Raw genomic sequence first — 13,599 nt, forward strand, 5'->3', positions numbered from 1 at the left:
CTCTAAGTTTATTAAGGAATGCTTCGTGTTTTCAGGCTTTTGAGCTATGATTATCCAAGGGTTGTGGGGTGTTACGTTATGAAATTGTCTTGTCTAATTTTAGCTGCAAGCTTCTCTTCACTTTTTGCCGTTAGTGCGCATGCAGTGTCGATAAACGTGATCGACTACGTTCCGACATCCTACAATACGATTTTCGGTTCCGGCCACGGCGTGTCAGAAGACTTTGAGTCATTGGGCGCAGCTCTTGGTCAAGGAGAAGTTGCCAACGGGTTCTCGACCACTGTGGGAACGTTCTCAACTCTTGGCGGTACAGGTTCAGGCGGTACAGTGTCCGGGCTGTCCGGCAACACAGGTACCCAGCTTGCCTTGCGCTCAGGAAGTGTTTTTGGACGCCAAAACCTGTCACCTAGCGGGGGATCTTGGTTCCTGGACAGCAATGATACTTCAGGCATCCAATGGGACGTGGCACTCGCTGGCGGAAAAGCGTTCGACAAACTGGCTTTTGCGCTGACCGATGCCAGCGATGCGGGTGGTTTTTTGCGTATATCGGCAGGTGGAAGCGATTTTGAACTCCGCACCGGTGGCAAATTGGCAGATGGCAACATCAAATTGGTTACAATTGATTTCGGAGGGCCGACCAACTCTGCATCTATCTCCCTTGCCAACTATTCCACGCAAGGTGGGGCCAATGCTTTTTTGAATGACGGCTTCTCAATTGACGGGATGCAGGTTGCCGCAGTTCCCATTCCACCATCGATCCTGATGCTGGGAGCGGGCCTGCTTGGACTTGGGTTAGTGGCCAACCGCAGGCGAAGAACTTCAACCTGATCAGGCACAGGGGCGCTTCGATAGTAAAACCGCGCCAATGGAAAGGTGCTCACATCAATGTGGGTGCCGGTTTTGTTTTGAAATCCGGTTTGGCTGATTCAGATACATCTATCAAATACATCGCCCCGCGTCTGGAGGAACGCGGGGCGTGTGTTGCGACTGCCTGGGAGGAGGCGACTGCCGCAAAGCTTTTCAGGCGTGTTAGTTGACGGCCTTGGCGTCAACGACGTCTTTTTCAATGGCCTTGGCCGATGAGATCTCGATCCGGCGCGGTTTCAGCGCCTCGGGCACTTCGCGCTTCAGGTCGATGTTCAGCATGCCGTTTTCGTGGCTGGCGCCCGTGACGCGGACGTGGTCGGCCAGTGCAAAACGACGCTCGAACGCGCGGGTGGCGATGCCACGGTGCAGATAGCTGCGGTCTTTGTCCTCGGCGGCTTTCTTGCCAGCCACGACCAGCGAGTTTTCTTTCACTTCAACAGACAGGTCTGCTTCGGAAAAACCGGCGACGGCGACGGAAATCCTGTAGGTGTCGGCATCGGTTTTTTCGATGTTGTAGGGGGGGTAGCTGGGCTGAGCCACATCATTGGTCAGAACGCGATCCATCATATCGGCGATCTGATCAAAGCCAATGGTGGCGCGGTGCAGCGGTGCAAAGTCAAATGTACGCATGTGTCGTATCCTCATCCTCGAGCGAATTACGATTTGTGCCCTCCAACTGGACGGGCAGTGATTGATACCGGACCCCGTTGTGGCGATCCGATACACTTCACATGGGTAGCGATTTGACCGAGTTCAACCCCCGCCAGAGCTGATGAATTTCGCACCAGACCCGGACTTACCGGACCCCACCTGCAACCGGCGGATCGACGCTTTTGGCTGCGGCGCATCGCGCCGCATGATCGCCTTAAGCTCAGAGACGATCCCGTCAAGTTCCATGCCAAATCCAACTTTCCGGTTGCCGTTTGTCCCAACCGCCGAAACAACGGACAGAATTTGCCAACGCGAGCCGTTCTTTGCCAAAATAGCGGACCCGGACGAGCCGAAGGTGATGTCACAATCAAACAGGATCAGACCCTGCTGACGATCAATGATACGGCACGAACGTTCCCGTGTAATCGCCTCAGACCGTCCGCGGCCATAAGAGGCAATGCTGACCTCATTTCTCAGAACACGCCCGCTGTACAGTGCAAAGGGATCTGCGACAGAGTAGGGGATGGGCTTATCGAGGCGCAACAGTGCGACGTCAATCCGAACGCTATCATGGGAAAGCGGTGGTTTAGAGCCATAGCTGGGATGAATAGCGACCTGCGTGATCCGGCTCTCGGCCAGGGCGTTGCCGTTGCTGAGACCTGCGCGAAACGTGATGTCTTCTGGGGCAAATGCCTTTCCCGTGCGCCCGTCCACTGCGCAATGCGCTGCTGTCAGAACCATGTCCTGCGCGATCAGCGTACCCGTACAAAATGACTCGTCCCCTATGTCCAATCGGCCTATCGCCTCCCAGCCGTAAAGGTCGTCCCGGTCCGTCAACTTGCGCTTGTTCGCTTGCGCGTGGGACGTGGTTGCCAAAATGCACAAACCTAAAATGAGGCTCAGTAAAACTCTGATCATGGCCGAATAAACCTTGCACCGATATTCTTGCCCGACCCGGATCCCGGCGTTGAAAGCCCAAATCCACGCCCGGCAGACAACTCATTGCGCAGCAATTGCAGCGAGTGTTCAACAGCAGTGCCAATTGCCACGTTCTGGCCGTCCAAACTGGCCTTGGCCGCAACAACCGACACGATCTGGGGACGCCCGCCCGCAAAGGAAAAGACCGGTGCGCCGGACGAGCCAAAATCGACGTCGCAAGACATGACCATGACACCCTGCTGCCGGTTCATGACCGAGCAGACCTGTTGCAGCGAAGGGGCCTCGGACCGGTCATGCGCATAAGACACCACACCAACTTCTGCGCCACGGCGCGGCTGATCCCCCGATTCAAATGGAATGACGGCAGTGTTTCGGATTGGTTGCCACAGTTCGATCAAGGCCACATCTGCGCTCACCCGGTCGGTCGTCGAGTCCGCACCATATTGATAGTCCGGATGGATCACGGCTTGCCGCGCCGTCCGATAGGCCAAAGCGCGCCCCAAACGCCAACCGGCCAGAAACTCAATGTCCGAAGGGTTGATACGTTGCCCAGAAACCTTGTCAAACAGGCAATGCGCTGCGGTCAGCACCAAGGTTGGCGACACCAGCGTTCCGGTGCAAAACCCTCTGCCGGCAATATCCAACCGTCCCACGGCCATCCATTCTCGCCCGGAATCCGAGGTGTCCAGGCTTTCCAGCCCGGTATCCTGCGCTGTGGCCGCAATCGGCATGACACAGAAAACAATCGCCTTGATCCAGTTGCGCACGCGGTTCTCCGGGACTCATTCTACCTATTTGTCCTACGGGTCGCGTTGGGCGAAAATAGGGCAATCAGGAACCGCCAGAAAATCCAGGTCAACTGATGCGGGTCGGCATCATGTGCTTTACTTCAGGATCGGCACTGGGTCTCGTTGCTGTTGCAAGGATCTTGGCTTTGGGCCACCAGTCGCCCAATCCAGCAATTCGACGGTGTGAACGACTGGCAATTGCGTCCCCGACCCGATCTGCATCATGCATCCGATGTTTCCGGCGGCGATCAGGTCCGGCTTTTTTGCTTCCAGCGTTTTGACCTTGCGCTGTTTCAACTGGCCCGAAATCTCGGGCTGCATCAGATTGTACGTGCCAGCGCTACCGCAGCACAAATGGCTGTCGGCAGGCTCAACAACTTTGAATCCGGCCCGTTTCAGCAAATCCTTGGGATAGGTCTTGATCTTTTGCCCGTGCTGCAATGAACAGGCTGCGTGATAAGCAACCGTAAGGTCTTGGTCACGCCCTTCAGGAAGGTCCAGCTGCATGACCAACTCACTGATATCCATGGCAATACCCGCGACACGCGCCGCATCCTTGGCCAAAGGGTCATTGCGGAACATGTGCCCATAGTCTTTAACCGTTGTTCCACAGCCAGACGTGTTGATAACGATGGCGTCTAGGCCGTCACCGTCCATTTCGCGCGTCCAGGCCATGATATTGGCTGCGGCAGCCGCGTGGCTTTCACGACTTTTGCCCATATGGTGTGTCAGGGCTCCGCAACATCCGGCGCCTTCGGCCACCACAACCTCGCACCCCAAACGCGTCAGCAACCGGATCGTAGCATCGTTAATGTCGGTATTTAGAGCCTTTTGCGCGCAGCCGGTCATCAGCGCGACGCGCTTTCTCCGGTCTCCTTTGGGCGCAAAACTTTGTGGGTCGTCGTTGCGACTGACCGGCGGGATGTGCTTTGGGGCCATATCCAGCATGGCCCGCAACCGGGCATCGGGCATCAGAAACCGAAACGGGCGGCCCAACTTTGCTCCGATCAAGGCCCAACGGAATCGCATCGGATAAGGTAGGATTTGGGCCAGAACCGAACGCAGGATACGATCCGTTAAAGGACGTTTGTAATTCGCCTCGATGTATTCGCGCGCATGATCGACCAGGTGCATGTAGTGCACACCTGATGGACAGGTTGTCATGCAGGCCAGACAGGACAGGCAGCGATCAATATGCTTGACCGTCTTTTCATCCGGGACACGTTCGTTTTCCAACATGTCCTTGATCAGGTAAATACGGCCGCGCGGGCTGTCCAATTCATCCCCCAACACCTGATAGGTGGGACAGGTCGCAGTGCAAAACCCACAATGCACACAGCTGCGCAGAATCTCATTCGAGCGCTGGATCGCCGGATCTTCCAGCTGTTTTTCCGTAAACGTTGTCTGCATCGCCCTACCCCATGAGCCCCGGATTGAACACAGATCGCGGGTCAAATCTTGCCCGTATCCCTTGTGTTAGAGCCGAAACAGCAGCATTTTCCGGCTGAAACCGCCCCAGATTTTGCATGTCTTCAGGGGCCGCGCGCACCAAGGTCGAATGTCCCTCAACATCACTCAGTTCAGATCGCAGATCAGTGCCTTCCGGTGCCAATGTCCAGATCAGACCCCCTCCCCAATCCACAACCCTGTTCGGGTTGGCGTCACCGACCACACGGATCATGTCAGTCGGTTTGACCGAGGTTTTCCAGACATTGCCCGGTTTGTCGGCGAAGGGCTCGATATCACGCACTTCGCGCCAAATAGCGGTGTTTTCGGCCGCAACAGTGACAACCTGATCCGGCTTCATTTCCGCAAAAAACTCCTGCAACTTGGCAATGCGATACTCGACCGATTGGTCAAAGCCCTCAATCCGCAGCACCGTCCGGGACGGCTTGCCGCCGCCCTCGGGCAACCGAGCCGCACCGTTGACTTCGTATGGCGATCCCAACGCGTCACAAAACAGTTTGGACGTCTCGACCCATCCGCAGTCCTCCCAAACAAGCGTCGCAACGGCCTCTGGCTTGGGCAGCACTTTCAGCGAAACCTCGGTCAACACACCCAAGGTGCCCCATGACCCGGCCATCAACTTGACCAGATCATAACCGGTAACGTTCTTCATCACCCGTCCGCCATTCTTGACCACATGACCGCGCCCATCGACAAAGCGAACGCCCAACAGAAAATCCCGACACGCCCCGGCCTGTATCCGCCTCGGCCCAGATACGTTTGCCGCCACAACACCACCGATGGTCGGTTCGCCCGAAGTTGCAAGCAATCCCCGATGGTCCATCGGCTCAAACGCCAGTTGTTGCCCTTCTGCGTCCAGCGCGGTCTCAATCTCGGCCAACGGCGTACCTGCCTTGGCCACAAGTGTAAGGGCACCGGGTTCATAAAGGGTGATTCCGCTCAGCCCGGAAACGTTCAATTCAAGGCCCGGCCCGGTCACACCGCGTGTACCGCCCCCAGCTATCCGAACCGGCCCGATCAACCCGGCCACCAGGTCCGCCAACTCGTCTTCCGTCTCAGGTCTCATGTGCTTCATCTTTTCATAAATACTCCGGGGAAATCGCGCCTGCGCGATTGGGGCAGAGCCCCTATTCCGCCGCAAAGCGTCGCGCCTCGGATGCGTCCAAGGGGAACACCTTCGCGGGATTCAACAACCACTGCGGATCGAACACATCTTTAATCGCCATCTGCGCCTCAAGATCAGCTGGCGCATACTGATGCGCCATCAAATCCCGCTTTTCGATGCCGACACCATGTTCTCCGGTCAGGCATCCGCCTACATCGACACACAGCTTCAGGATATCTGCCCCAAACGCTTCGCATTTCTCCAGATCGCCCGGTTTGTTGGCGTCAAACAGGATCAAGGGGTGCATATTGCCGTCACCCGCGTGGAAGACATTGCCCACGGGCAGGCCGTATTCCTCGCTCAACTCTCCGATCCGGCGCAGAACCTCGGGCAAGGAGGATACCGGGATGGTGCCGTCCAGACACATGTAATCGTTCATTTGACCCATCGCGCCAAAAGCCGATTTGCGACCCAGCCAAATCTTCGCGCTTTCCTCTGCTGACTGGCTTTCACGCAGTTCAACGGGATTGTGGCGCTTGGCGATCTCTATGATCTTCGCCAACTGATAGTCGATCTCGGCCTCCGAGCCCTCGACCTCGACAATCAGCAAGGCGGTGCAATCGGGATACCCTGCATGAGCAAAATTTTCACAGGCTCTGATACAAAGCGTGTCCATGAATTCAATCGCCACCGGCAAAATGCCCGATTTGATAATGTCAGAGACACATTGACCCGCGACCTCATTGTCATCAAACCCCATCAGAACCGGCCGCGCCCCTTCGGGTTTACGCAGAATGCGCAGCGTGGCCTCGGTCACGACACCCAGCTGCCCCTCTGAGCCACAAATAACACCCAGCAGGTCCAGGCCAGAGGCATCCAGATGCCCGCCGCCGATTTCCACGACACTGCCGTCCATCATCACCATGGTCACGCCCAGCAGGTTATTCGTGGTCACACCGTATTTAAGGCAATGCGCGCCACCCGAATTCATCGCGATATTGCCCGCAATGGCACAGGCCAATTGCGATGACGGATCGGGCGCATAAAAGAAATCCTCTTCCTCGACCGCACCGGTCACGCTCAGATTGGTACGACCGGTCTGAACGCGGATGAACCGGTTGTCATAGTCGGTTTCCAGAACATCATTCATTCGCGCGACACCCAGAATGACACAATCAGCCGTCGGCAAGGCCCCACCCGCCAGCGACGTGCCGGAACCACGTGGCACTACAGGAACCCCTTCTTCATGGCAGATTCGCAGGACTTCGGACACGTCCTGCGTCGATGACGGAAGAACAGCCAGCATCGGTGGACAGCGATAGGCGGTCAGTGCGTCACATTCATAAGCCCTCGTCTCAGCCGGATCGTGAATCACAGCATCTTCGGGCAAAACCTGCAACAAGCGCGCCAGAACGACTTGCTTGCGGGCAAGAACATCGGGATTTGGCTGGGGCATTTCCATCGCTGATCCTCCAATTTGGTAAAATAATATTACCAATTTGATGATCTGGCAAGTTCTTCCGTTCAGTTTTAGTGTCACGCTTATGACCTGGATCGAACGTGCCGCTTTGTTTGCCCCTTTGGATTACGCCGCCCTCGGCTTGCTGCTGGGCGCATGGCTGTGGATCGGGTGGAAGATCGAACATCCGTCGCCACAGAGGCGATCTGTCTCGCAAATGATGGACAATTACCGCCGCGACTGGATGCGCGAGATGGTAACGCGCCAGCCGCGCATGTTTGATGCACAGGTTGTAGCCGCCATGCGTCAAGGCAGCACGTTTTTTGCATCCACTACTATGATTGCCATCGGCGGCGGGCTGGCCCTGCTGGGCAATACCGAAAGACTTGCCGGGGTGGCCAGTGACCTCGCGATAGGCAGCGCGCCCGCTTTGGTTTGGGAGATCAAGATACTTGTTGTCGTACTTCTGCTGGCCAACGCGTTCCTGAAATATGTCTGGGCGCATCGTCTTTTTGGGTATTGCGCCGTGTTGATGGCCTCGGTCCCGAACGATCCCGAAGACCCGCAAGCGTACCCACGCGCCGCCCAATCGGCCGAAATTTGCGTCACAGCCGCCCGCAGCTTTAACCGTGGCCTGCGCGCCACCTATTTTGCGCTGGCCTCACTGGCATGGTTCCTCGGGCCAATCGCTTTGATGCTGAGCACCATAATCACGTTCGGTGTTTTGTATCGACGCGAGTTTGCTTCGCAGTCCCGCACAATCCTGATATCCCAGTCCCCTTACACAGAGACGTGATCCCGATGCGCCGCGATAACCCGTACATTCGCGCCATGCGATATGTGATTCTCAGCGCCTTCCTGGCCAGCCCTGCCTTTGCCGACCCCCCAACGATCGAAAAAGTCGCGGCCACCCGCAGCGGCGATACATGGCGCTTCGACGTGACGATCCGTCATCCCGATACCGGATGGGATGACTACGCCGATGGCTGGCGTGTGCTGGACATGAATGGAAATGAACTAGGGATGCGTGTCCTGCATCATCCGCATGTGGATGAGCAGCCGTTCACCCGCTCGCTGAGCGGTGTGGCGATACCCGAAGGCACCACGCAGGTCCGGATTCAGGCACGAGACAATGTCGGTGGCTGGAGCGAAGACACAACGTTGATTGACCTGAACTGAAGTTCAGAACACCCCAAGGGCCAAGCCCGCCGCCATCGCGGCCCCGATCTCGCGGCATTTCTCAAGCTGTTCTTCAGGGATGGTCTTTTCGGCCAAAATAGCTTCGGGCGTTTGTGCATATGTGCAAAGGATCAAAGGTGGCTGAACCTCTTTCAACCGCCAGCCGGTCGCGATCCGTGCGGTTTGGCGCGCGGCATTTTCGCCGTCGGACCCAGCACAGACCATTTGCGCATAAGGTCGACCTTCGAGCTTACCCAAGACAGGATAATACGAATGGTCGAAAAACTCCTTCATCAGACCCGAAATCGCCGCCAGATTCTCGGGCGCGCAGAAGATATAGCCATCCGCGGCTAGCAAATCCTCAGGTCCCGCCTGATCCGCGAATTTCAGAACAACATCTGCCTCTTCACGCCCGGCCTCGGCCGCCGCTTCCGCCATCTGCCGCGCGCCTCCGGTTCGCGAGTGGTAAACGATCAGAAGCTGCGCCATGTCAAACCCGGTGATAAGGGCCGCCCGACAGAATGGTTGCGGCCCGATACAGTTGCTCGGCCAGCATCACACGGACTAGCATATGGGGCCAGACCATTGACCCAAATGAGATGGAAAAATCGGCCTCGGCCCGCAGATTAGAGTCAATTCCGTCCGCTCCACCAATGATCAGCGCCAGATCTTGCCGCCCAGCATCGCGCCAGCCGCCCAGCTTTTTGGCAAATTCGGGTGAGGACATAACCCGTCCGCGTTCGTCCAAGGTACAGATCATCGCACCCTTGGGCAGCGCTTTGCGCAGTAGCGCGGCCTCGGCCCCCATGCCTGCATTTTTCTTGTCTTCGACTTCGATCACGCGGGCGGGGCCAAGGCCCAGCGCACGGCCGGTCCGGTCAAATCGGGTCAGATAATCGTCAAGCAGGGACTTCTCGGGCCCGGCGCGCATTCGCCCGACCGCAACTATGCTGATACGCATATCTCTCTCGCCTCCGGCCCCTCAATACGGGCCAGGATGGCGCCTCAGTTCGCCGAGGCGCTGCCGCCCTGAGGCAGCCACATCTTTTCCAGCTGATAGAATTCACGCACTTCGGGGCGGAAGATATGGACGATCACGTCGCCCGTATCGATCAACACCCAGTCGCCGGCATCCTTGCCTTCAACCTTCGAGGTGAAACCGAATTCCTGCTTGATGCGATCCGTCAGTTTTTCCGCCATGGCCGAGACCTGCCGGGTCGACCGACCCGATGCGATCACCATGTGATCTGCGACAGAAGACTTGCCCTGCAGGTTGATCTGCACGACGTCTTCGGCCTTGTCGTCGGAAAGTGAGGAAAGGATACGCTCAAGCAGCTTGTCGCTGATTGACTGAGAGTGGGCCATTACACTGACCCCTTCATCGGCGGGCAAACCCGCCTGTGTATGTAGAGACAGGACATAGTCCTCCTTTGCTGCGCGCCATGAAACCCCGGCGCCGGGGTACTAATAAGGTAACAAGGGGATTGCAACATTTCAATGAAAGGCCAGACAGGTGCCCGCACGTTCGCTCACTCTTTGGTGATCTGTTGCTGCTCTGCGCCGTTCGGCAGCAAACGAACTTCGCGCTGCGGGAAGGGGATCGAGATGCCTTCATCCTTAAATGCGTCCCATAGCGCAAGATAGACATTGCCGCGGATATTGGTCAGGCCCTTGGTCGGGTCGCTGATCCAGAACCTTAGAACGTAGTCCACGCTGCTATCGCCGAACCCGGTGATGTGACAGACCGGCTCGTGCGAGCCTCCGCTGAGGACCCGGGTCACCGCTTTGACCGCTTTGATCGCTGTCGCACGCACATGATGGGGGTCGTCGTCATAGCTGGTGCCAAAATCCAGATCCAGCCGCACGAATTTGTCGGAATGAGACCAGTTCACCACTTGATTGGTAATCAGGTCCTCGTTCGGGATCAGGTATTCGCGCCCGTCCCGCGTGACGACCGAGACATAGCGCGCACCCAGCGCATTGATCCAACCGAAGGTATCGCCCAGCGAAATCACGTCGCCGGGCTTGATCGAGCGGTCCATCAGAATGATGATTCCCGAGATCAGGTTTGACACGACTTTCTGCAAGCCGAACCCGATGCCAACACCGATTGCGCCCGACAGCAATGCAATCCCGGTCAGATCAAATCCGAGCGTTCGGATAGCTGCCAAAAACACCGCCCCATAGAGCAAAACCTGAATGCCCTTTGCCAAAAGCACCTGCATTGAGGGGGTAATGTCATCGTTGCTCTGCAATCCACGTTCAGCCGCGCGCGTGCCAACGCGGGCCAGCGTCAACAGGATACCTATCAGCAGGATCGCCTTGAGAATGCCCAGCGCCGAAATGTGCAGATCCCCGATGGAAATCGCTACACCGTCCAGAAAGCCTGAAACGTCGTCGGTCAGGTTCAATGCAATTAACGTTGCATAGACCCACATGGCCCATTTGAAGATCCGCCGCAGCGTGCGGTTGCGGACAAGCCTTGCAACAAGCGCAATCGCCAGCCAAGCCGTTGCCAGCGTCGCCAGCACACCGATGAAATAGCTGCGCGACGGCCAGGTAACGTGCTGCATGATCAGATACAGCGACCAAGAGAAAAGAACGAAATACACCAGTGTCAGTCGCTGCATGAGCTGCACCAGCACTCGCAAGCGCCACTTTGGCCATCCGCTGCGCGCGCGTGCCCAAGCTTCCCATCTGGATTGCGTCAGGACCTTCAACAGGAACGCCAGCAACCACAGAAACAGGATGATGATCAGCTGATACTGCCGCCACCCGGGTGTAACGACAAGCTCGATTAGTCTTTCAAACTGAATTGAAAAGGCCCCGACCATGTTGTTGTAGAGGTCCGACAGCGAGCTGGGGATCAGGTCCTGGTTCATATTCACAGCTTGGACAGCAACGCCGGGCGATGCAAGTCTGACACCGGATTGAACCTTGATTGACAGCCAAGCCCGATATATCTGGATCGCATGAGACTCAACTTGGCCCCAGCTCCGAAACTGCAAGACCGCACGCGCCTGCGTGAACGGTTCTTTGGGGCCGCCCGCACGGTTCTGGCGCGCCTAACCGCAGCCTGAGCCAATTCGCCAGCCAATTCTCATTAAAATACGGGAGTGGACCGATGTCCCCCAAAACACTCTACGACAAGATCTGGGATGCTCATGTCGCGCACGAAGCCGATGATGGCACCTGCCTGCTTTATATCGACCGCCATCTGGTGCACGAAGTGACCAGCCCGCAAGCCTTTGAAGGGCTGCGCATGGCAGGCCGCAAGGTACGCGCACCGGAAAAGACCATTGCCGTGCCGGACCACAACGTTCCGACCACACCGGACCGCGTGAACGGGATCGAAAACCCGGAATCGCGCATTCAGGTCGAAGCTCTGGACAAGAACGCCAAGGATTTCGGCATTCACTATTATCCGGTGAATGACGTCCGTCAGGGTATCGTGCACATTGTCGGCCCCGAGCAAGGCTGGACCCTGCCCGGCATGACCGTTGTGTGCGGCGACAGCCATACCGCGACCCACGGCGCGTTTGGCGCACTGGCCCACGGTATCGGCACGTCCGAGGTTGAACATGTTCTGGCCACGCAGACCCTGATCCAGAAAAAATCCAAGAACATGAAGGTGGAAATCACCGGCAAACTGCAGCCGGGTGTGACCGCCAAGGACATCACTCTGGCCGTGATCGGTGAGACCGGAACCGCAGGTGGTACTGGCTATGTCATCGAATATTGCGGTGAAGCGATCCGTGATCTGTCGATGGAAGGCCGTATGACGGTCTGCAACATGGCCATCGAAGGCGGAGCCCGCGCTGGCCTGATCGCGCCGGATGAGACCACGTTCGAATACGTCAAAGGCCGTCCGCACGCCCCCAAAGGCGCTCAGTGGGAAGCTGCGATGGACTGGTGGAAAACGCTCTATACCGATGAGGGCGCGCATTTCGACAAGGTCATCACATTGCGCGGCGAAGACATAGCGCCGGTCGTGACTTGGGGCACCAGCCCTGAGGATGTTCTGCCGATCACCGCCTCTGTGCCTCACCCCGAAGACTTCGAAGGCGGCAAGGTCGATGCGGCCCGCCGTTCGATCGAATACATGGGGCTCGAAGCTGGTCAGAAGCTCAGCGATGTGGAAATCGACACCGTGTTCATCGGGTCCTGCACCAATGGCCGCATCGAAGACCTGCGCGCCGCGGCCGAGATTCTGAAAGGTAAAAAGATCAAGGACGGGATGCGCGCCATGGTCGTGCCCGGTTCGGGTCTGGTTCGCGCGCAGGCCGAAGAAGAAGGTCTGGCCGAAATCTTCAAAGAGGCCGGGTTCGAATGGCGTCTGGCAGGATGCTCGATGTGTCTGGCGATGAACCCCGACCAGTTGCAACCGGGCGAGCGCTGTGCCGCAACTTCGAACCGCAACTTCGAAGGCCGTCAGGGTCGGGGTGGGCGTACTCACCTACTGAGCCCAGCCATGGCAGCCGCCGCAGCAATCACAGGACGTCTTACAGACGTCAGAGAACTGATGTAAGCTGCCCTCATATCTAGATATTTGAGGGATTGAAAACATGAGTGACTGGATCAAATGGCTCCTGCTGGGGCTTCTGTCCATAGCGTTCGGTATCTTTGTGCTGGGCGCGCCAATTGTAGCGTCTGTGGCCGTTACGGTCGTGACCGGAGCGTTGCTTCTGATCTCGGGCGCCTTGCAGGTTGTCGGCGGTTTCACCGTTGAAGGCACCGGCAACAAGATCCTGTCGCTCATCATGGGTGCGGTCATGCTGTTTCTGGGCTGGTCCTTTCTGGATCACCCGCTACAGGGCACGCTGACGCTGGCGACTGTGATGCTGATTCTGTTCATGGCAGGCGGCATCGCGCGGGTCATTCTGTCGTTCCAGATGAAAGGAACACAGTTTTTCTGGCCCACGATGATCTCGGGCATCTTGTCGATCATCCTGGCCGGTATCATCTGGACCTATGTAGGAAGCGAACCTCAGGTGCTGCTGAGCATCTTGGGCATCTTCCTGGGCATCGAGATGCTGTTCAACGGGTTCGGATTGGTCTTCATGGCGTTCTTCGTCAAGAACGCACCCAAAGACGAAACAAAAGAAGCTTAAACGCGGGACACGGGCGCGGCCCTCTCTCGCAGG

Annotated in this window: 15 protein-coding genes; 5 read left to right on the forward strand and 10 right to left on the reverse strand. The window is 57.3% G+C overall.

Annotation, left to right across the window (positions count from 1 at the left end; genetic code table 11):
- Window positions 1–78 precede the first annotated feature (78 nt).
- The gene (locus GOV90_RS18620) at window positions 79–828 is read left to right on the forward strand and encodes a hypothetical protein (RefSeq protein ID WP_171105918.1); all 750 of its coding nucleotides are present in this window, start codon (window positions 79–81) and stop codon (window positions 826–828) included.
- A gap of 201 nt (window positions 829–1,029) precedes the next feature.
- Here the strand turns inward: GOV90_RS18620 and GOV90_RS18625 are convergent, their stop codons facing one another.
- The 6 genes from GOV90_RS18625 to GOV90_RS18650 all read right to left on the reverse strand — a co-directional run bounded on the left by GOV90_RS18625 (window position 1,030) and on the right by GOV90_RS18650 (window position 7,279).
- The gene (locus tag GOV90_RS18625) at window positions 1,030–1,497 is read right to left on the reverse strand and encodes an Hsp20 family protein (protein ID WP_171096579.1); all 468 of its coding nucleotides are present in this window, start codon (window positions 1,495–1,497) and stop codon (window positions 1,030–1,032) included.
- Window positions 1,498–1,620: 123 nt separating this feature from the next.
- Window positions 1,621–2,436 (reverse strand): serine protease, encoded by an 816-nt coding sequence (locus GOV90_RS18630; RefSeq protein WP_171096580.1) that lies wholly within the window; start codon window positions 2,434–2,436, stop codon window positions 1,621–1,623.
- Entirely contained in the window at window positions 2,433–3,224 is a 792-nt protein-coding gene (locus tag GOV90_RS18635) for a trypsin-like peptidase domain-containing protein (RefSeq protein WP_256367979.1), read from the reverse strand. Before GOV90_RS18635 ends, GOV90_RS18630 begins: the two co-directional genes overlap by 4 nt.
- Before the next feature lie 117 nt (window positions 3,225–3,341).
- Window positions 3,342–4,655 (reverse strand): glycolate oxidase subunit GlcF, encoded by a 1,314-nt coding sequence (gene glcF / locus GOV90_RS18640; protein ID WP_171096582.1) that lies wholly within the window; start codon window positions 4,653–4,655, stop codon window positions 3,342–3,344.
- Window positions 4,656–4,659: 4 nt separating this feature from the next.
- Window positions 4,660–5,778 carry an FAD-binding protein gene (locus GOV90_RS18645; RefSeq protein WP_171096585.1) on the reverse strand — a complete coding sequence of 373 codons (1,119 nt, stop codon included), beginning with the start codon at window positions 5,776–5,778 and terminating at the stop codon, window positions 4,660–4,662.
- 61 nt (window positions 5,779–5,839) lie between these two features.
- Entirely contained in the window at window positions 5,840–7,279 is a 1,440-nt protein-coding gene (locus GOV90_RS18650; RefSeq protein ID WP_171096587.1) for an FAD-linked oxidase C-terminal domain-containing protein, read from the reverse strand.
- A gap of 82 nt (window positions 7,280–7,361) precedes the next feature.
- On the opposite strand from GOV90_RS18650, the gene GOV90_RS18655 reads away from it, so the two are divergent.
- A complete protein-coding gene (locus GOV90_RS18655) occupies window positions 7,362–8,072 on the forward strand; it encodes a DUF599 domain-containing protein (protein WP_171096663.1) in 711 nt (236 codons plus the stop codon).
- Window positions 8,073–8,077: 5 nt separating this feature from the next.
- Entirely contained in the window at window positions 8,078–8,455 is a 378-nt protein-coding gene (locus tag GOV90_RS18660; RefSeq protein WP_371732523.1) for a hypothetical protein, read from the forward strand.
- 3 nt (window positions 8,456–8,458) lie between these two features.
- Here GOV90_RS18660 and GOV90_RS18665 read toward each other — a convergent pair whose 3' ends face one another.
- The 4 genes from GOV90_RS18665 to GOV90_RS18680 all read right to left on the reverse strand — a co-directional run bounded on the left by GOV90_RS18665 (window position 8,459) and on the right by GOV90_RS18680 (window position 11,337).
- A complete protein-coding gene (locus tag GOV90_RS18665; protein ID WP_171096589.1) occupies window positions 8,459–8,944 on the reverse strand; it encodes a flavodoxin family protein in 486 nt (161 codons plus the stop codon).
- A 1-nt stretch (window position 8,945) separates the two neighbouring features.
- Entirely contained in the window at window positions 8,946–9,416 is a 471-nt protein-coding gene (rlmH, locus tag GOV90_RS18670) for a 23S rRNA (pseudouridine(1915)-N(3))-methyltransferase RlmH (RefSeq protein WP_171096591.1), read from the reverse strand.
- Between the two features lie 44 nt (window positions 9,417–9,460).
- The gene (gene rsfS, locus GOV90_RS18675; protein ID WP_058276550.1) at window positions 9,461–9,820 is read right to left on the reverse strand and encodes a ribosome silencing factor; all 360 of its coding nucleotides are present in this window, start codon (window positions 9,818–9,820) and stop codon (window positions 9,461–9,463) included.
- A 164-nt stretch (window positions 9,821–9,984) separates the two neighbouring features.
- On the reverse strand, window positions 9,985–11,337 hold the full coding sequence (locus GOV90_RS18680) for a mechanosensitive ion channel family protein (RefSeq protein ID WP_171096593.1): 1,353 nt from the start codon (window positions 11,335–11,337) through the stop codon (window positions 9,985–9,987).
- 242 nt (window positions 11,338–11,579) lie between these two features.
- On the opposite strand from GOV90_RS18680, the gene leuC reads away from it, so the two are divergent.
- Window positions 11,580–12,983 carry a 3-isopropylmalate dehydratase large subunit gene (gene leuC, locus GOV90_RS18690; RefSeq protein ID WP_171096597.1) on the forward strand — a complete coding sequence of 468 codons (1,404 nt, stop codon included), beginning with the start codon at window positions 11,580–11,582 and terminating at the stop codon, window positions 12,981–12,983.
- Between the two features lie 37 nt (window positions 12,984–13,020).
- Window positions 13,021–13,566, forward strand: coding sequence for an HdeD family acid-resistance protein (locus tag GOV90_RS18695; RefSeq protein WP_171096599.1), 546 nt, complete (start codon window positions 13,021–13,023; stop codon window positions 13,564–13,566).
- Window positions 13,567–13,599 lie beyond the last annotated feature (33 nt).

This window comes from Ruegeria sp. HKCCA5929, assembly GCF_013034525.1.
In the GTDB taxonomy this organism is placed as follows: Bacteria; Pseudomonadota; Alphaproteobacteria; order Rhodobacterales; family Rhodobacteraceae; genus Ruegeria.

What these genes read in the sequence shown, in the direction of transcription:
- GOV90_RS18620 (WP_171105918.1), top strand. Translation starts at nt 79, where the DNA reads ATGAAATTGTCTTGTCTAATTTTAGCTGCAAGCTTCTCTTCACTTTTT.
- GOV90_RS18625 (WP_171096579.1), bottom strand. Translation starts at nt 1,497, where the DNA reads ATGCGTACATTTGACTTTGCACCGCTGCACCGCGCCACCATTGGCTTT.
- GOV90_RS18630 (WP_171096580.1), bottom strand. Translation starts at nt 2,436, where the DNA reads ATGATCAGAGTTTTACTGAGCCTCATTTTAGGTTTGTGCATTTTGGCA.
- glcF (WP_171096582.1), bottom strand. Translation starts at nt 4,655, where the DNA reads ATGCAGACAACGTTTACGGAAAAACAGCTGGAAGATCCGGCGATCCAG.
- GOV90_RS18645 (WP_171096585.1), bottom strand. Translation starts at nt 5,778, where the DNA reads ATGAGACCTGAGACGGAAGACGAGTTGGCGGACCTGGTGGCCGGGTTG.
- GOV90_RS18650 (WP_171096587.1), bottom strand. Translation starts at nt 7,279, where the DNA reads ATGGAAATGCCCCAGCCAAATCCCGATGTTCTTGCCCGCAAGCAAGTC.
- GOV90_RS18655 (WP_171096663.1), top strand. Translation starts at nt 7,362, where the DNA reads ATGACCTGGATCGAACGTGCCGCTTTGTTTGCCCCTTTGGATTACGCC.
- GOV90_RS18660 (WP_371732523.1), top strand. Translation starts at nt 8,078, where the DNA reads ATGCGCCGCGATAACCCGTACATTCGCGCCATGCGATATGTGATTCTC.
- GOV90_RS18665 (WP_171096589.1), bottom strand. Translation starts at nt 8,944, where the DNA reads ATGGCGCAGCTTCTGATCGTTTACCACTCGCGAACCGGAGGCGCGCGG.
- rlmH (WP_171096591.1), bottom strand. Translation starts at nt 9,416, where the DNA reads ATGCGTATCAGCATAGTTGCGGTCGGGCGAATGCGCGCCGGGCCCGAG.
- rsfS (WP_058276550.1), bottom strand. Translation starts at nt 9,820, where the DNA reads ATGGCCCACTCTCAGTCAATCAGCGACAAGCTGCTTGAGCGTATCCTT.
- GOV90_RS18680 (WP_171096593.1), bottom strand. Translation starts at nt 11,337, where the DNA reads ATGAACCAGGACCTGATCCCCAGCTCGCTGTCGGACCTCTACAACAAC.
- leuC (WP_171096597.1), top strand. Translation starts at nt 11,580, where the DNA reads ATGTCCCCCAAAACACTCTACGACAAGATCTGGGATGCTCATGTCGCG.
- GOV90_RS18695 (WP_171096599.1), top strand. Translation starts at nt 13,021, where the DNA reads ATGAGTGACTGGATCAAATGGCTCCTGCTGGGGCTTCTGTCCATAGCG.